At 61.3% G+C, this 17,163-nt stretch carries 20 protein-coding genes; 10 read left to right on the plus strand and 10 right to left on the minus strand.

Annotated features, from left to right (window positions below; genetic code table 11):
* The first annotated feature begins 114 nt into the window (after positions 1-114).
* Positions 115-2,238, plus strand: coding sequence for a bifunctional diguanylate cyclase/phosphodiesterase (locus BM216_RS11695; protein ID WP_244530158.1), 2,124 nt, complete (start codon positions 115-117; stop codon positions 2,236-2,238).
* Between the two features lie 121 nt (positions 2,239-2,359).
* Positions 2,360-2,833 carry a hypothetical protein gene (locus BM216_RS11700; RefSeq protein WP_143102766.1) on the plus strand — a complete coding sequence of 158 codons (474 nt, stop codon included), beginning with the start codon at positions 2,360-2,362 and terminating at the stop codon, positions 2,831-2,833.
* A 21-nt stretch (positions 2,834-2,854) separates the two neighbouring features.
* Here BM216_RS11700 and BM216_RS11705 read toward each other — a convergent pair whose 3' ends face one another.
* The 4 genes from BM216_RS11705 to BM216_RS11720 are packed head-to-tail and all read right to left on the minus strand — an operon-like array spanning position 2,855 to position 5,642.
* The gene (locus BM216_RS11705) at positions 2,855-3,175 is read right to left on the minus strand and encodes a low molecular weight protein tyrosine phosphatase family protein (RefSeq protein WP_092999249.1); all 321 of its coding nucleotides are present in this window, start codon (positions 3,173-3,175) and stop codon (positions 2,855-2,857) included.
* 12 nt (positions 3,176-3,187) lie between these two features.
* Entirely contained in the window at positions 3,188-4,144 is a 957-nt protein-coding gene (locus BM216_RS11710; RefSeq protein ID WP_092999251.1) for an oxygen-dependent tRNA uridine(34) hydroxylase TrhO, read from the minus strand.
* A gap of 24 nt (positions 4,145-4,168) precedes the next feature.
* A complete protein-coding gene (locus BM216_RS11715; protein WP_092999253.1) occupies positions 4,169-5,170 on the minus strand; it encodes a CHAD domain-containing protein in 1,002 nt (333 codons plus the stop codon).
* On the minus strand, positions 5,145-5,642 hold the full coding sequence (locus tag BM216_RS11720) for a CYTH domain-containing protein (protein ID WP_092999255.1): 498 nt from the start codon (positions 5,640-5,642) through the stop codon (positions 5,145-5,147). Before BM216_RS11720 ends, BM216_RS11715 begins: the two co-directional genes overlap by 26 nt.
* Before the next feature lie 157 nt (positions 5,643-5,799).
* On the opposite strand from BM216_RS11720, the gene BM216_RS11725 reads away from it, so the two are divergent.
* From BM216_RS11725 to BM216_RS11735, 3 genes are all read left to right on the plus strand, one after another.
* The gene (locus BM216_RS11725) at positions 5,800-6,438 is read left to right on the plus strand and encodes a 2-dehydro-3-deoxy-phosphogluconate aldolase (RefSeq protein ID WP_092999412.1); all 639 of its coding nucleotides are present in this window, start codon (positions 5,800-5,802) and stop codon (positions 6,436-6,438) included.
* A gap of 111 nt (positions 6,439-6,549) precedes the next feature.
* Positions 6,550-7,287: a tellurite resistance TerB family protein gene (locus BM216_RS11730; RefSeq protein ID WP_092999257.1), complete on the plus strand. Its 738-nt coding sequence runs from the start codon at positions 6,550-6,552 to the stop codon at positions 7,285-7,287.
* A 100-nt stretch (positions 7,288-7,387) separates the two neighbouring features.
* Positions 7,388-7,651: a hypothetical protein gene (locus BM216_RS11735; RefSeq protein ID WP_092999413.1), complete on the plus strand. Its 264-nt coding sequence runs from the start codon at positions 7,388-7,390 to the stop codon at positions 7,649-7,651.
* A 67-nt stretch (positions 7,652-7,718) separates the two neighbouring features.
* On the opposite strand, the gene BM216_RS11740 is transcribed toward BM216_RS11735, so the two are convergent.
* Positions 7,719-7,988: a hypothetical protein gene (locus BM216_RS11740; protein WP_143102767.1), complete on the minus strand. Its 270-nt coding sequence runs from the start codon at positions 7,986-7,988 to the stop codon at positions 7,719-7,721.
* Positions 7,989-8,273: 285 nt separating this feature from the next.
* Here BM216_RS11740 and BM216_RS11745 point away from each other — a divergent pair, with 285 nt between their 5' ends.
* Together BM216_RS11745 and BM216_RS11750 are read left to right on the plus strand one after the other, a co-directional pair.
* Complete coding sequence (locus BM216_RS11745) at positions 8,274-8,969, plus strand: GNAT family N-acetyltransferase (protein WP_092999261.1); 696 nt, start codon at positions 8,274-8,276, stop codon at positions 8,967-8,969.
* Between the two features lie 10 nt (positions 8,970-8,979).
* Positions 8,980-9,189, plus strand: a complete 210-nt coding sequence (locus BM216_RS11750; protein ID WP_092999263.1) for a hypothetical protein — start codon at positions 8,980-8,982, stop codon at positions 9,187-9,189.
* A 32-nt stretch (positions 9,190-9,221) separates the two neighbouring features.
* Here the strand turns inward: BM216_RS11750 and BM216_RS11755 are convergent, their stop codons facing one another.
* The gene (locus tag BM216_RS11755; RefSeq protein WP_092999265.1) at positions 9,222-10,094 is read right to left on the minus strand and encodes an aldo/keto reductase family oxidoreductase; all 873 of its coding nucleotides are present in this window, start codon (positions 10,092-10,094) and stop codon (positions 9,222-9,224) included.
* Between the two features lie 116 nt (positions 10,095-10,210).
* Between BM216_RS11755 and BM216_RS11760 the strand changes: the two genes are divergently transcribed.
* The gene (locus tag BM216_RS11760) at positions 10,211-11,125 is read left to right on the plus strand and encodes a LysR family transcriptional regulator (protein WP_092999267.1); all 915 of its coding nucleotides are present in this window, start codon (positions 10,211-10,213) and stop codon (positions 11,123-11,125) included.
* An 11-nt stretch (positions 11,126-11,136) separates the two neighbouring features.
* Here BM216_RS11760 and BM216_RS11765 read toward each other — a convergent pair whose 3' ends face one another.
* From BM216_RS11765 to BM216_RS11780, 4 genes are all read right to left on the minus strand, one after another.
* Positions 11,137-11,691 carry a hypothetical protein gene (locus BM216_RS11765; RefSeq protein ID WP_092999269.1) on the minus strand — a complete coding sequence of 185 codons (555 nt, stop codon included), beginning with the start codon at positions 11,689-11,691 and terminating at the stop codon, positions 11,137-11,139.
* 59 nt (positions 11,692-11,750) lie between these two features.
* A complete protein-coding gene (locus BM216_RS11770; protein WP_092999271.1) occupies positions 11,751-12,815 on the minus strand; it encodes a nickel/cobalt transporter in 1,065 nt (354 codons plus the stop codon).
* Entirely contained in the window at positions 12,809-13,453 is a 645-nt protein-coding gene (locus tag BM216_RS11775) for a DUF1007 family protein (protein ID WP_092999273.1), read from the minus strand. The genes BM216_RS11770 and BM216_RS11775 overlap by 7 nt, the downstream gene beginning before the upstream one ends.
* A 98-nt stretch (positions 13,454-13,551) precedes the next feature.
* Entirely contained in the window at positions 13,552-14,445 is an 894-nt protein-coding gene (locus BM216_RS11780) for a LysR family transcriptional regulator (protein WP_092999275.1), read from the minus strand.
* 726 nt (positions 14,446-15,171) lie between these two features.
* On the opposite strand from BM216_RS11780, the gene odc2 reads away from it, so the two are divergent.
* Positions 15,172-16,305, plus strand: a complete 1,134-nt coding sequence (gene odc2 / locus BM216_RS11785; RefSeq protein WP_092999277.1) for an ornithine/lysine decarboxylase — start codon at positions 15,172-15,174, stop codon at positions 16,303-16,305.
* 124 nt (positions 16,306-16,429) lie between these two features.
* Positions 16,430-16,999 (plus strand): GNAT family N-acetyltransferase, encoded by a 570-nt coding sequence (locus BM216_RS11790; protein ID WP_092999279.1) that lies wholly within the window; start codon positions 16,430-16,432, stop codon positions 16,997-16,999.
* Positions 17,000-17,163 lie beyond the last annotated feature (164 nt).

Genomic DNA, 17,163 nt, shown 5'->3' on the forward strand with positions numbered 1-17,163 from the left:
TATCTGAAGGAATACCCGCCATAGCTGTGATGATTGGTGAGGTATTTGATGGGGCTGCTATCCTCAGGTCTGAGACGCCCTGTAAGGGTAGGGCGACGGTCTGCCGTGACCCTGATGCTCGGCCTCTTTGCCGTGGTCGTCGTGCTCGTCACGATCTTCATTTTGACGGCGCTCAACCGCATCGCCGAACAGACCAATAATCTCGACGAGGGGCGTTCCCGCGCAACGACAGCCGGTGCCGTGCGCACCTTCCAGGACCAGCTGCACGCGACACTCAACGACTATGCCGCCTGGGACGATGCGGCCGCCTTCGTCTATGCCTCGGATGGGCGTGACTGGATCGTCAGCAATTTCGGCGACATGACCGCCAATAGCGACCTGTTCGACGTCGCCATCCTTCTCGATACCGATCGCAATGTGCTGATGGCGTATCAGGACGGCAAACCCGTCGCCTGGGTGCCGACCGAATATTTCGACAGCTCCCTCTGGACGCTGTTCGACCAGGTCCGCTCTTCTAGCGCCGACGAAGTGCCGGAAGCGGTGGGCTTTACCGATACCAGGGATGGGGTTGCTGCGACCGGCGTGGCGCTGGTGCGCGAGAAGTCCGGCGCCATCGGCCAGCCGCCGGCAAAACGGCGCTATCTCATATTCGCCCGGCATCTCGACCAACAGAAGATCGCCCAGCTTGCGGAGACCTATGTGGTCGACGGACTGCATTTCCTCGGCGAGGGGGAGACGCTTTCCAATCCGGTGCAGATCCGCAACGTGCATGGCCGGCCGCTCGCCAAGATCGGCTGGACCCCGCGGCTTCCGGGTGATGCCAGTTATCTGGCAGTTCGCCCGCTTGTCTATTGCGCGCTCGTCATGGTCGGTCTGTTCTTCCTGCTGCTCTTTGTCAGCGGTACGAAGACACTGAACCGGCTGAAAGCGGATGAGGCGGCGGCACGCCATCTTGCCATGACCGACCGCCTGAGCGGACTTTTGAACCGCACCGGCCTTTTCCTCGCGCTGGACGGTCTTGTCGAGGAGGCCGCGCAGCAGGCGCAAAGCGTCGTGCTGCTCTATCTCGATCTGGATGGCTTCAAGGAAGTCAACGACGCCTATGGGCATGGCACCGGCGATACGCTGATCCGCAGCGTGGCGGCGGGGCTGAAGATGCTGGTCGGCGACAGCGCCGCGCTGGCGCGCGTGGGCGGCGACGAATTCGCCATCGTTCTGCGGTCCGACGATCCGGCGCCGCTTGCGGTGATGTTCTGCGACCGCATTCTCGGCTTCTTCGACGAGCCCTTTGTGATCGGCGAGCGGGTGGCCAAGATCGGCGCCAGCATCGGCGTCGCCATTTCCCAGCGTGGCACCGTCTGCGGCGGCGAACTGGTGCGCCGCGCCGACATGGCGATGTACCGCGCCAAAGAGGGCGGCCGCTCGCGCTTCGAAGCCTACACGCCTGACATGGATGCCGAGCGCGAGGAGCGCAACCGCCTCGAAGTCGACCTGAAGATCGCCATCGAACGGCGCGAGCTTACCGTCGTCTACCAGCCAGTCGTTTCTTCGGAAGACGGCAGCCTGATCGGTGTCGAGGCGCTGGTGCGGTGGCATCGCAAGGGCTATGGCCAGGTCTCTCCGGATAAGTTCATCCCGATCGCGGAATCCACCGGCCTCATCGACCAGCTCGGCCTCTTCGTGCTGCACAAGGCCTGCGAGACGATCCAGCGTTGGCCGCAGCTCAAGCTCGCCGTCAACATCTCGCCAGGGCAGTTCCGCGATCCGGCCTTTCCGCAGCATGTCGCCTCGGTGTTCCGCAAGACCCAGACGGATACGTCACGCGTCACGCTGGAGATGACCGAAGGCTATTTCATCCAGCATCCCGACCGGGCAAAAACCTCCATCCGGGCGCTGCGGCGGCTCGGCGTTGCCATCGCGCTCGACGATTTCGGCGCGGGCTTTTCCAGCGTCGGTTATCTACGCCAGTTCGGCTTTGACCGGATGAAGATCGACAAGTCGCTGGTGGATGCGCTCAGCCATGGTCCGCGCGCAGTCGACATGCTGCAGGCGACGGTGGCGCTCGCCCGCTCGCTCGACATTCCGGTCACGGCGGAGGGGGTGGAGACGGACGCCCAGGCGATCCAGCTTCGGCTCGCCGGCTGCGACGAGCTTCAGGGCTATCTCTTCGGTCGGCCGATGCCGGCGGAGGATATTGACGGGCTTTATGGCCAGCGTGGGACCGAAGCGACGGCGTGAGCGGGGAATAATTTGCGATGGCCGTCATGCGCGACTGCGCTAGCTTTGTCTTGCCGGCATCTCGTCGATAAAGTCCGTCTCCAGCGACCGCAGGATCATGATTTTCACATATGACATAATGATGCTGCCCTTCGCGCTGGTTCTTACCATCGCCTTGGAGGTGAGTGGTGTTCTGAAACCCGACGCTCCGGTAAGCGTGGAAACAGCTTCCATTTCCTTGCAGGCCGAGGCACTTGCTTCAACAGCCAGTCAGAGCGCGGGTGTTGTCGTTCGGGGGGCGGACGCGCGAATGATCGACCGTTTGCGTTTCGAACGTTCGGATCTCAAGGACAAGGCGGTTTCCGACCTCGTCCGCAAGGACAGCGTATTGATCAACCGGCAGGCTGCGGACCAGTTGAAGCTTCGACGGGGTGAGCTTGTCACGATTGTCCTTCCAGCCGCTACCCTGACGCCGATGGGGCTTACGCCCAAAAGCAAGAGTTATCGCGTGGCGGCAGTGGTCGCACAGAGCGATGCCGACACGATCGCTCCCGTTATCTATCTGGACGGATCTGAGGCAAGAGACTTTATCGGTGTCGATCAGCGGAAACCCTGAACGCTGCTGCCATCCCTCCACTTACAGATACCGCGGCACCTTGGCCTTCAGCAGCTCCACCAAAGCCGGATCCATGAATTCGTAATCGTCCGGAATATTCAGGCAGATCAGCCGGCTATTCTTCATCGCGGCACGGTATTTCGCCTGCAGCTTCGTGCGGTGGGCGCGTTCCATGACGAAGATGATGTCGGCCCATTCCACCAGTTCGTGGGAGAGCGGATTCTCGGCGTCGTTATTGGTCCCGGCTGAGGACGTCTCGATGCCGGGCCAGTCGGCGAAGACCTGTTCGGCGGTCGGGCTACGCAGCCTGTTCTGGCTGCAGACAAACAGGACGTTTTTCATCCTGCTCCGATCTCAGCTGCCGATATGCTTGACGCCACGCTTCTTGGCGAGCGCGATCTGGTGCTGCCGCTGCCGGTAGCGCAGACGGTCTTCCTCGGTGCGGCTGTCGTAGCAGTTGGAGCAGGAGACGCCTTCCTCGTAGAGCGGCGAGGTGATCTCCTCGGCGGTGATCGGGTTGCGGCAGGCGTGGCAGAGCTTGTGGTTGCCTTCCTTCAGGCCATGTTCGACCGAGACGCGTTCGTCGAAAACGAAGCAGGCGCCTTCCCACAGGCTCTCTTCTTCGGGTACTTCCTCGAGATATTTCAGGATGCCGCCCTTGAGGTGATAGACCTCGTCGAAGCCTTGTTCCTTCATGAAGGCGGTGGCCTTCTCGCAGCGGATGCCGCCGGTGCAGTACATGGCAATCTTCGGCTTGTTGTGGAGGCCGGTATTGTTCTTCACCCAGTCGGGAAATTCGCGAAACGTCTTGGTGTTCGGATCAACCGCGCCCTTGAAGATGCCGATCGCCGTCTCGTAGTCGTTGCGCGTATCGATGAGGATGGTTTCCGGATCGGAGATCAGGGCGTTCCAGTCCTTCGGCTCGACATAGGTGCCGACGATCCGGTTGGGGTCAATGTCCTCGACGCCCATCGTGACGATTTCCTTCTTCAGCTTCACCTTCATGCGGATGAAGGGCATTTTCGATGCGCGGCTTTCCTTGTGCTCCAGCTTGGAAAATTCCGGCTGGGCGCGCAGATGGGCGAGCAGTCTGGCAATCGCATCGTCGGTGCCGGCAACGGTGCCGTTGATCCCCTCGCGGGCGATCAGCAGCGTGCCCTTGATGCCGTTCTCATCGCAGAAGGCCTGCAGCGGCGCGCGGAAATCCTCATATCGCTCGAAGCGGGCGAAATGGTAGAGCGCTGCAACAAGAAAGCCGCCGGCGGACCCGACGGTAGCGTCGGCCCGGGATGTGATCTGATTGTCTGTCATGGCGGCTCAAATACAGTGTGATCGCTATCCGTGCAACGCGGTTTCTTCGACGGGCTTTTCTTCCCGCTTGCGGGCCTTCTCCGCGCCATTCCTGCGCTTCGGCTTGTCGCCGGCGCCAGCCGTGGCGGCTCGCTCCCAAAGAAGCCTGATCATGGCGGCTTCGGCCCCGGCATCGTCGGCAAAGACGGATTGCGCCATCGGTAATGCGTCCTGCCGCAGCATCTGCTGACGGGTGATGATCGCGGCAAGCAGGCGTGCCAGCGTCTCGCCGTCGCCGACGATCTCCGGTTCCTCATTGACCAGCTGTGTCAGAACCGAGAGATCATGCTCGTGGCCAAGCAGGTCGACCAGCGCCTTTGCCTCCGCCTGCTTCGCCTTCATCGCGGACGGCCATGCCTCGCGCAGCAACGAGAGATGCATCCAGTAGGTCTGGCCGGACTTGCGCAGCTCGTGGAAGGTCTCGGCCCCCGGTTCCGTCTCACAGGCGGTGAGAGCCGCGCGGGCCTTCCTTGCCTGCTTTCGCCACGCCTTGCCGAGCCGCCTTGCCGTCTTTCGCGGTGCGTCGGGAAGTTCAAGCGCCTCCAGCGCGTCGATCGCTTTGCGGCAGTTCTCGACCGCGGCGGCCATCTTTGCCGGCAGGTCATGCTCCTCCTCGGCGATATGGTTGCGCCGGGCGGTCAGGGCATCACGTGCGGTCTTGAGTGCGGCTTCCTCTTCCGGTGACGCCGCAAAATCCAGAAGATAGCCGACCGTCTCAACGAGCGCCGTCGCATCGCGCACGGCTGAAAGGGAGCGGGCGGTCTCCCTGATCCTGGCATTTTCACGGGCGCGGAAATCCGGCGCATCCGGCTGGACGAGGCGGTAGAGCGCACGGACCCGCTTGAAGCGCTTTCGTGCGTCGTGGACCGCTTCGTGCTCGCCGTCCGGATGATCCTCGAGATAGCCGATCGCTTTTTTGAGCTGGTCCTCGGAAACGGCGCGAAACTCGGCGGTAAAGGGTTTAGACGACCTTAATCGATAGGCCATTCACCAACTCCTCGCTGAGATCCTCGGTTGCCATGACCGCGTTGGAATAGCGCCGGTCTCCGGTGATTTCCTGTCCGATCCAGCCGGGAACGACGGGCTGGACCTTCTCGTCCGCCATCTCGACCTCGGCGACGACAAGGCCCGCATAGGTGCCGGCATAGACATCAACTTCCCAGATATGCCCTTCGAACGGCACCTTGTAGCGGGTCTTTTCCAACACCACGCCCAGTGCCTGCCGGCTCATCTCCTCGGCATCGGCCAGCGGAATATCGTATTCGAATTCATCACGGGCGAAGAGATCGCGTCCGACCTTGATCGTCAGTTTCGCCCGCTCGCCATCCATGATGCGGATGCGCACCGAACGGTCCTTGCCGGTCGCGATATAGGCCTGCAGAAACGCCGAGGAGGATGAGGCGACTGAGCGCCAGCTCTCGTCCTTTACCAGGTATTTCCGCTCGATTTCCTTCGCCATACTACCCACGCCTGTCCTGGAACATTTCTACAAGGTAGTGCAAAGGACGGCGGGGGAAAATGCTTCGGGCGGTCGCAGCCGGTTTTTTCTCGACAAGGCCGATTGCGGGCGATATCTCCAGCCTCGCGTTTTCAATCGCCAAAGGGAGATCATCGCCATGGCCGGCAAGACCGAAAAGCTGCTTTCCATCCTGAAACTGCAGCCGGTTGTTCCGGTGCTGATCGTCGACGACGCCAAGTCGGCCGTCGGCCTTGCCAGGGCGCTTGTCGCCGGCGGCCTGAAGGCGATCGAGATCACCATGCGCACCCCGGCAGCCCTCGATGCCGTCAAGGCGGTGGCCGAGGAAGTGGAAGGCGCCAATGTCGGCGCCGGTACGATCCTCAACGCCAAAGACTGGGATGCCGCCGTCAAGGCCGGCTCGACCTTTATCGTTTCTCCGGGTGTGACGCCGGGCGTATTGGCTGCAGCCAAGGGCTCCGACGTGCCGCTGCTTCCGGGTGCTGCGACCGCCAGCGAAGTGATGACGCTGCGCGAAGCCGGCTATGACGTGATGAAATTCTTCCCGGCCGAGCAGGCCGGCGGTTCCGCCTACCTGAAGGCACTGTCCTCGCCGCTCGCCGGCACGCTGTTCTGCCCGACGGGCGGCATTTCTCTGAAGAATGCCAATGACTACCTGTCGCTGCCCAACGTCGTCTGCGTCGGCGGCTCCTGGGTCGCGCCGAAGGACCTCGTCGCTGCGGGCGATTGGGCTGGCATCACCAAGCTTGCATCGGAAGCGTTCGCGCTGAAGGCCTGACATTGGCCGCCGGACCATTCTGACAATTTCGTTATCGATCACGCGGGAAAATTGTTTTCCCGCGTTTCCATTCCTATTTCCCGGTCAGCATTCAACCGACAGGAGATATTGATGTTCGATGCGAAGAAGCTTCTCGACCAGTTCCTCGGGTCGCAGGTCTCCGGGGGCTTGGGAGGCGACAAGGCCAGTTCCGCAAAGGGATGGGCCGGACAGGCGACGGACATCGCTCGCAACAATCCGCTGAAGACTGCCGGCATTGCCGCCGCCCTTCTCGGCACCAAGACCGGCCGCAAGATCGCCGGCAACGCGGTGACGGTCGGCGGCATCGCGGCTGTGGCCGGCCTCGGCTATCTCGCCTACAAGAACTACAAGTCCGGCCAATCGCCGCAGACGGCACCGCAACCGACTGCCGCCACCAACGAGCCGATCGCACTGCCGCCGCCGGATTCGGCCTTCAGCCTGCAGTCGCCACAACTCTCCAACGATTTCGCGCTCACGCTCGTGCGCGCCATGATCGCCGCCGCCAAGGCTGACGGCCATATCGACCAGAACGAGCGGGCGAACATCATGGAAAAGATCCATGCCGTCGATCTCGGCTCGGAAGCGGAAGCCTTCATTGCCGAAGAGCTGGCCAATCCCGTCGATATCGACGACCTCGTCGCTGCTGCCCGCACCGAGGAACAGAAGGTCGAACTCTATACGGCAACCCGCATAACCATCGATCCGGATACCCGGGCGGAACGCGGCTATCTCGATCTGCTGGCCGGCCGGCTGCAGCTGCCGGATGCGCTGATCGACCATATCGACGCGACCGTTTCGGCTGCCAAGGTCGGCGCAACGCCGGCCTGACTCGAGTATCGGCTAAGTATATTAGGCGCGTCTTGATTGTATTTCGCCGGGAACAATCGTCCATCCTGATGCTTCTGACAGCATTGAAAGGAGGATGACGATGATTTCTACCGAAAATATTTCGACGGATATCTGGCTGAAAGTCGTATGCTCGATCATGATCAATGCGGTGCTGTTCGGCGTCGGCGCGATCACTGTTCTGTCCGTGCCGGCGCTTGCCGAGCAGGCCAAGTACCTTATCCCCGCGGTGGTCGCGGCGAGCTTCATTGCGGCACCATTGCTGTCGGGTTTCATCGCCCGCCGCATGCGTCTGAGGAACTGGGGTGCCGAACGTTGGCGGCAAGGTGACCTCATCTCAGGATGAGGAGCCGTAGCCGATCGATAGTGCGGAAATCGGCAAGGGCCGGCATTGCGTCCGGCCTTTGTCTCGTTCAGCTATCTGCCCCGCCGATGCGGCGAAGCATGACCTCCAGCCGTCTCCAGAGACTTTCGGGCGCGGGCTCGCCGATCAGGATGCGTCCTTCGCGCGTGAGCGAGATGACTGCGCCCGTGCTCCACTCTCCGCCTTCGTCAATACTGATGAGGCGGCGGCGCCAGGCATCCCGGAAGAAATGCCTGCCTTCAAGCGTTTCGTATTCCTCATCACTCAAACAGAGACGGCCTTCGCTTCCGGCGATCTGGGCAAGGAAGCTCAGGAGCATCGGTTCGATGGCTCGTTTCTGGGGCAGATTTACGGGCATTGGAAAGACTCAAGGAAATCTGACCCATCTAAGTCTATATCCTGCAGGACAACAATATCCCGCTCGCCCAAGAAATAACTGGTGCGAAATGAGAGAAATTTCTACCTGAATGTATTTGCAGATGCTCACCGAAGCCGCAGGTTGAACCACTTGAATTCTTGAAGCCCTTGCGCGTGACGCATCCGCGCGGCCGTTGCCTTTCCCTGACCCCTGGCGTAAGCCACGAGCATCAGGAAGAGGTCATTCATGCGCGATCTGCAGAATTACAAAGTTGCCGCTCCGACACCCGTCACCCTCACGGGCAGGTTCGTCACGCTCGAGCCCTACGACCGCGACAGACACTTGAAGGATCTCTGGGAAGCGCTTGGCGGCGCCGATCAGATCAACGAGCTGATCCGCTATTTTCCCAATGACCACTATGCGAATGCCGAGGAATTCAATGCCTGGATCGAAGGCGCTCGTGCAAACCTCAGCTTCGTGACGCTGGTCGCCCGCGAAAACGCCACGGGCAAGATTGTCGGCATGGCGAGCTACATGCGTCCGGACCCGAAGAACGGCGTTATCGAAGTCGGCTCTGTGGCGCATGGTCTTGCGATGAAACGCTCACCGATGTCGACAGAGCTGCATTACCTGATGGCGAAGCACGTCTTCGACGATCTCGATTATCGCCGCTACGAGTGGAAGTGCCATAACGAGAACGAGCCCAGCAAGGTCACAGCGATCCGCTATGGCTTCACCTTCGAGGGTGTGTTCCGCCAGCATGTCATTTCCCGCGGCGCGAACCGCGATACGGCCTGGTTCTCGATGATCGATAGCGAATGGCCAGTCATCAAGGCTGCCTTCGAAGCCTGGCTGTCGCCCGACAATTTCGATGCGGATGGAAAGCAGAAGCAAAAGCTCGAGGATATCCGCGCCGAGATCGTCAAGGGCGCTACGGCTTGAGGAGAATGCGATGACGCCCGAAGCGAAATCCCAGGCGATGGCGGCCGCCGCCATTCTCATCGGCGCGGTCGTCGTCATCTATTTCCTGCCGACGCTGGTGCTCTGGATCGGGCAATATTCGCCGGTCCTCGCCTTCGTCGTGGGGGCGGCGCTTCTGCTCGGCTTCTTCTGGATCTTCTGGCTGAGAGCGCGGTATCAGCGCAAAAAGCGCGGCGAGTGATCGCCGCGCTTTTCGTCAACAGGTGAGTTCGCTCAGGCGGCCTTGGCGATGCCTTCCAGTTCGGCAATTGCGTCGTCGGGAAGGATGAGGTCTGCCACTGCCAGGTTTTCCGCCAGATGGCCGCGCGAGGATGTGCCCGGAATGAGCAGGATGTTCGGCGCGCGGTGCAGAAGCCAGGCAAGTGCCACCTGCATCGGCGTCACGCCGAGCCGTGCCGCCACATCCGACAATGTCGAAGACTGCAGCGGCGAAAAGCCGCCGAGGGGGAAGAAGGGCACATAGGCGGTGCCTTCTCTCGCCAGCTGGTCGATCAGCGCGTCGTCGCTGCGGTGGGCGAGGTTATACTGGTTCTGGACGCAGACGATCTCGGTGATCTTGCGACCATCCTCGATCTGCTTGCGGGTGGCGTTCGACAGGCCGATATGCTTGACGAGACCCTGTTGCTGCAGTTCGGCGAGCACGGTGAGCGGCTCTTCCATCGAACCTTCGGCCGGGCCGTGTGCATCGAACATCGAACGAAGGTTGACCACTTCCATCGCATCCAGCTTGAGGTTTCTCAGGTTGTCATGGATGGCCTTGGTCAGGTCTTCCCTGGAGAAGGCCGGATTCCATGAAGCATCCGAACCGCGTACCGCGCCGACCTTGGTGACGATGACGAGATCGTTCTTGTAGGGGTGCAGGGCTTCGCGGATGATTTCGTTGGTGACGTGAGGACCGTAATAATCGCTGGTGTCGATGTGGTTGACGCCGGCCTCGATCGCGGCTCGCAGAACGGCGACGGCCTCGTTGCGATCCTTCGGCGGGCCGAACACGCCCTTGCCGGCAAGCTGCATGGCGCCGTAGCCGAGGCGGTTGACGTTGCGGTCACCCAGCTTGAACGTTCCGGATTTTTCGATGCTGGTCATCTTAGCTCTCCTTGTTTCGGTCGAAACGATCAGGTTTCAACTGAAACGAAGATAAGCTCGGTTGGTTCGCTCGAAAATAGATGGTAATCCGTACGGGCTGTACGGAGAGGCGGACAATGCAATTCGATATAGGCGAACTGGGTTCCTTCATCGCAGTTGCCCGTGCCGGCGGTTTTCGCCAGGCGGCGCGGCAGACGGGTGGCAGTGCATCGGGCCTCAGTGACGCAGTGCGGCGGCTGGAGGCGCAGATCGGCGTCCGGCTGCTCAACCGAACGACACGCAGTGTCGTGCCGACTGAAGCCGGCCGCGCGCTGATGGAACGGCTCGGGCCGGCAATCGCGGAAATGGAGGCTGCTCTCGACGTCGCCGGCGGTTTTCGCGACCGGCCGGCGGGCCAGTTGCGCCTCAACGTGCCGGTCAGTGCCGCACGACTTGTGCTGCCGGATATCATTCCCGCCTTTCTCGCTGCCTATCCGGATATCCGCCTGGAAATCGTCACCGACGAGAGTTTCGTCGATATCATCGCCGCCGGCTGCGATGCCGGTATCCGGTACGATGAGCGGCTGGAGCAGGACATGATCGCGGTGCCGATCGGCCCGCGTGTTCAGCGCTTCGCCTTCGCTGCCTCGCCCGCCTATCTCGGCAGGCGCGGGCGGCCGGAACATCCGCGCGACCTGCTCACCCATTCCTGCATCCGCGCGCGCTTTTCCGGCCGGGCCGTGTCGCCCTGGGAGTTCGAGCGGAAAGGCGAAACGATCGTCGTTGATCCGCCGTCGCAGCTTATCGTGCAGGCCGGTGGTGGTTCGGATCTCGGGGTCGACGCCGCAATATCCGGCGTCGGTATTATAGCGCTGTTCGAGGACTGGCTGCGGCCGCATTTCGAGAGTGGCGCGCTGGAGCCGGTGCTTCCGGAATGGTGGGAGAGTTTTCCCGGCCCATTCCTCTACTATCCCGGCCGCCGGCTCGTGCCGGCTCCGCTGCGCGCCTTCGTCGATTTCATCAAGGCGCATCGAGGGGAGGGGAAGGGGTGACGCTATGCGATTCAGATGAAATCTATGAAATAGCCAAGCATGAAGCCAAAAAAAGCTGCACCGATCATCGTGGCTATGGGCCTGTCTGCCGCACCGCGATATTGCGCGGCAACGACTGCGATCAGGACGATGACTGCTGCAGTTGCGAGCAAGATGATGAAGGAGCCCAGTGACATCAGTGCAAGCAGGATTATTCCCACGAATATAGCCACAGGCACGATGGCGCCGGCTTCCGCACGGCGATAATCCTGCTTGCTTCGTTCTCCGATCCAGCGCTTACGAATCCGGGAACGCATTCGCCACCATGGCCGATACAGACTGATTTTTGGGAGCTTGAGACGTTGCCCAACTGCTTGGAAGCCGAGCCAGAGAAAAATGCCGCCTGCCTGCAGGCCAAAAATGCCCAAGCCTGACTCTGCCACGAGATTTTCGTCGGTGGGGATGTGGCCGGCGAGACGGCCACCAAGGACAAACGCGGTGGTGAGGGCCAGATCTACGGCCAGCATCGTCACAAGGCGCCAGCGAAAAGAATGGTGCTGCTTGTCTGCAGTGTCGGAGATCGTCATGTAGGCCCTTCGTCTCTTGAGCCTAGAAAATGTCGCTCACCATACGAAAGTCGAGTCCGTTAGGCCTGCAGCGAAGCCCCTAGCAACGAAAGCCCGATCAGCAGGATGAACAGGGCGCCGCCAATCTCGATTGCATGGCCGATGCGGCGGCCGGTGCGCGAGCCGGGGCCGGAGACCTTGAGGGCCAGGTCCTTGGCGCCGACGGCGAGCGTGGCGAGGATCGTCACGGTGATTGCCGTTCCGAGCGACATGGCGAGTACGGACAGGATGCCGCCGAGATAAAGGCTGTTGAGCAGCGAGAAGCTCATCACCAGGATGGCGCCGGAGCAGGGGCGCAGGCCGACTGCGATGATCGCCGACCATGCTTCCCTGAGATTGAAATCCTTGGCGCCGAGCATTTTCGGGTCAGGCATATGGCTGACGCCACAGGCCTCGCAATAATCGCCTTCGCCTTCATAATCGTGGTCGATCTCGATCGCCTGGAAACTCAAGCCGGTCGAGTTGCGTGCGGCGGACGGGCCGTCGAAGAGGCCTGCCGTTGCGGGGGCGGCTTCCGGCACGCGCACGACGCGCATGTTGAGCCCGCGGATCTTCTTGATCAGCAGCCAGGCACCGAAGAGGGTGACCATGGCAAAGCTCGCGACTTCCATCGCCCAGGTGGCCTTGGTCATGGTGATGCCCGAACCGCGCAGCAGGACGAAGGCGACGCCGACGACGAGGATGGCGACCAAGCCCTGCAGCAGTGCCGAGATGAAGGAGATCGTCACGCCGCGGCGAAGTTCCACCTCGTTGGCGATCATGTAGGAGGAGATCACCGCCTTGCCGTGGCCAGGGCCTGCTGCGTGGAAAACGCCATAGGCAAAAGACAGGCCGATCAGGCCGGAAAGCGCGTAAGGGTCTTCGCGCATCGCCCGCAGCGCGCCGGTCAGCGCTCTATAGAATGACTGCTGGTAATAGTTGATCCAGTTGAAGAACGGACCGAGCGGGCCACCGATCGAGAAGGACGGTTCGGCAGAACCTACCCCGAGCGGCGACTGCGCATGGGCTACGCCTGCCAGACACAGGGCTGCGATGGCGGCCGCCGCAAGGGCCGCCGCGCCGTTCATCTGCCTGCGTTTCAGCATGTCAGCTCCAGACGGGTCGCGAACATTTTCGACATGTCGGTTCCGGTCGGATCGTTGAAGAATGCGTCGGTCAGCGTGGCGCTGTTCTGGGACAGGACCTCGTCGGGATCGGGCCGCACGACTTGGTGCTTGCAATGGCTGAAGCCGGCACCTTCGGCCACCAGGTCCTTGTCGGTCGGGAAATCGATCGCCGTATACATGGTCGGGTCGTAGATGCCGAAGGTCAACCGGCCCTTGAGCGGCATCGGCTTGTCCGGCTTCACCGAGAAGAAGACGAGGATCTGGTTGTCCTTGTAGGTGACGTGAATGACATCAGGCTTCTGAACGCCGATCGGCGCGCCGTTCACTGTCAGCGTGGTGAAATAGTGGTAGTCGCCGAGCGATGTTCGCATCGTCTCGCCGAGTTCGGCCAGTTCTTCCTCGTCGAGCTTCAGGTCGGTGTTCTTGTCGAAATCGAGGATGACGCTGGAGGAGAAAACCTCGTCGAAGCGCCAGACATTGCGCAGTTCGGAGACGTTACCGTCCGCACCGGCCACCACTTCCAGCCGCGATTCGACGAAGATATGCGGGTGGGCGAAGGCGGGCAGGGGGAGTGCCAGGGCTGCCAGGGCAGTGGTGATCGCAATCCTGTTTCGCATTCGCGCTGGCATCCCTTGTTCGCCCCGTCTGGCCGGCATTGGTGCTGTGCCGCGAAAATGGGACGGAATTTCGACTCGAGTGTTACAGAGTTACTCGTTCATCGCGCCTGGCGGAACCAGTTGGCGAGAAAATCGACGAAGCTTCTCACCTTGGCCGGCAGGTAACGGCGATGGGGATAGACGGCGTAGATGCCGCGGTCCTTGATGATGTAGTCGTCGAACAGCGTCACCAGTTCGCCGGACTGGATCGACGCATTGGCGATAAAATCGGGAATGATGGCGACGCCGAGGCCGGCGCGCGCGGCGCGCAGCGTCGCCAGCGGGCTGTTGACCTCGATCGGGCCGGTGACGCCGACCGAGATGGTCGAGCCGTCCTTCTCGATGAAACGGATATTGTTGTGCCAGCGCGAATTGGTGTCGATGATGAAAGGCACGCCGTTCAACTGCTGCGGATGGTCGAGCGGGCCGTATTGCGCCACGAGATCGGCGGTCGCCACGGCATGCACGCGAAAGTCGTTGAGCTTTTTGGCGATCATGCCGGAATCTTCCAGCCGCGTGATGCGGATGGCGAGGTCGAAATTCTCCTCGATCAGATCGACGAAACGGTCGTCGGCGACGATCTCAAGCTGCACGTCCGGATGCGCCTTGGCGAAATCGATCATGCACTGGCCGATCTCGGCATCGATGAAGGTGCGCGGCGCCGAAACGCGCAGCCGACCCTTGAGGTCCGCATTACCCTCGCGCACGAGATCGGCAAGGTTGTCGATCTCCTTCAGGATGTCGGAGGCGCTGCGATAATAGGTATGTCCGGCCTCGGTCAGCGAGAACTGGCGGGTGGTGCGGTTAAGCAGCAACGCGCCGAGATCGTCCTCAAGTTCGCGCACGTATTTCGACAGAAGCGCCTTGGAGCGGCCGGTGCGCCGCGCGGCGGCCGAAAATCCTTCCGCCTCGACCACGTCGATGAAGGCGCGCATGCGGGTGAGTGTGTCCATTTACGTCTTCCGGCCGGTTCTGAGACTGCGATCGAAAACCCATGGCAAATAGAAGCGCGAGGTTCAACCGGGACGGCTGCCGCCTGTGATGTTTTCTCCTTTCGGCCACTATCGAGGAGCCTTGGGCGCAGGATAAAAATTCCCGCAAAATGCCCTCGAAAATGCCTCATCATCGTCAATTTGCTCGACTGTAACTTAGGTGCCGTTTTCGTGTCGGCCCGGCATTCCGGAGCAGGTTGTAGAATTTTCGCCAGGGTGCAAAAAATCTCTTGATTATGACGGCGAATATTCTTATCTCCCGGCTTGCCCAAAGTCGCACGTGCCTGTGGGTGTCCGCCGACCCTCGAACTGAGATTATTCTCTAAGGTGAGGTCATCGGTAAGGTACCTGGAACTAACCGCTCCAGTCGCTATTCCGGCCAACCGGGAAATGCGAGGACATCTTGAAGCAACGACGGTGCGGGCCTTTCTAGTCTCTGCATGCTTTCCATCAGCATGCAATTCTGAAGAGGCACACCTGAATTGCCGGAAGTGCGGTAGGGACAACCCTCCAATCCAAGGCAGACAAAGCCGGATCAAAGCCCGTGGCAGGGCGTTGGTCCACTGTTCGCGCGGTAGAGCGTGTCTTGCGTCCCGGGGTCTCCATCGGCCGGGCCTTGCGCATTCTCATCCGTCCTTTGTCCTCCGGTTCGCAGCCGGAGCTTTGAGATTTTGAAGGGACTGACCGATGACCACTGCTCGTATCCTCGACTTCATCAAGACCCGCCGCCCGGAAGGTCCGTGCCTGGTTGTTGATCTCGACGTCGTGCGCGACAATTTCCACGCTTTCCGTCATGCCCTGCCGGACAGCGCGATCTATTACGCGGTCAAGGCAAACCCGGAACCGGCAATCCTCAAGCTGCTCGCCTCCCTCGGCTCGAGCTTCGATTGCGCATCGGTCGCCGAAATCCAGATGGCGCTCGATGCCGGTGCAACCGCCGACCGCATCTCCTTCGGCAACACGATCAAGAAGGAGCGCGACATTGCGCGTGCCTTCGCGCTCGGCGTCAACCTCTTCGCCGTCGACAGCCATGAGGAAGTCGAAAAGATTTCCCGTGCCGCTCCGGGTGCGAAGGTATTCTGCCGCGTGCTCACCGATGGCGAAGGCGCCGAATGGCCGCTGTCGCGCAAGTTCGGCTGCGTGCCGCAGATGGCCGTCGACGTTCTCGTCTACGCTCACCAGCTGGGCCTGGAAAGCTACGGCGTATCCTTCCACGTCGGCTCGCAGATGACTAAGGTCGATGCCTGGGATTCGGCTCTCGCCGATGCCAAGCGCGTCTTCGCACAGCTGGCCAAGCAGGGCATCGTCCTGCAGATGGTCAACATGGGCGGTGGCTTCCCGACCAAGTACCTGCGCGACGTGCCGAAGGCTGAGGAATACGGCCAGGCGATCTTCGCTTCGCTGCGCAAGCACTTCGGCAACAATCTGCCGAAGACGATCATCGAGCCGGGTCGCGGCATGGTCGGCAATGCCGGCGTCATCAAGACCGAGGTCGTTCTCATCTCGCGCAAGTCGGACAACGACAACCACCGCTGGGTCTTCCTCGACATCGGCAAGTTCGGCGGTCTCGCCGAAACCATGGACGAGGCCATCCGCTACCCGATCCGCACCGAGCGTGACGGCGACGAGATGGAGCCTTGCGTTCTGGCCGGCCCGACCTGCGATTCTGCCGACGTGATGTACGAGAAGAACATGTATCCGCTGCCGCTCACCCTTTCGATCGGCGACGAAGTTCTGATCGAAGGCACCGGTGCCTACACGACGACCTACTCGGCCGTCGCCTTCAACGGCTTCGAGCCGCTCAAGGCCTACGTTATCTAAGGCTGGCGTCATCTAACGACGTCTGCCCCATGACTTCGCGGTTCCCGTACCTCCAGGCGGGAGCCGCAAATCCACAATGATCGTCCGATACCGTTTGAAACGGTTTTGAGTTCGGGAGGCCAAGATGGCCACTGTTCTTGATTCTGTCCGCGCTCTTTTTGCGCCTGCATCCACCTTCACCATCGACGCCGAAACCCCGGCTGACGTGGTCGCCCGCGAAACCCTGCTCGATCGCGCCATGGGTGCCGATCGTCGCCGGAAGTCGTCGGAAAAGATCCGTCGCAACCGCGTGCCGGCCGAAGGCCTGGCGCTGGTCGTGCGTGACCGCGACGGCCATGTCATCGGCACGGTGCGGCTATGGAACATCGAGGCCGGCATTTCGCCGGAAGGCAACGCCATCGATGCGCTGCTGCTTGGCCCGCTGGCGGTCGACGCAGCCCATGAGGGCAAGGGTATCGGCGGCGCGCTGATGCGTGCGGCGGTCGCCGAGGCGCATCGCCGCGATCACGGTGCCGTCCTTCTGGTCGGCGATGCCGCCTATTATGAGAGATTCGGCTTCTTTGCCGAAAAGACTGCGCACCTCGTCATGCCGGGGCCGTTCCAACGTGACCGTTTTCTGGCACTGGAACTCAAGGCAGGCTGGCTCGAGGGTGCTGCGGGCATGATCGTCGCGAGCGGACGTAAGCTGGCCTAAAATACTGTTCAGCAAAACAAAGGCCTCGCGGCCGCTCCGATCTGCCCGAAACCCCGCCTCCATATCCCCCAGGAGGCGGGGTTTGCTTTTGTGCACTGCGTCATATCGGCAACAGCTCTGCCGAACGGCCAACCGGTTGATCTCGATCAACTCTCCCCGTTGCC

The sequence above is a fragment of the Rhizobium sp. NFR07 genome, from assembly GCF_900111905.1.
GTDB lineage: Bacteria > Pseudomonadota > Alphaproteobacteria > Rhizobiales > Rhizobiaceae > Neorhizobium.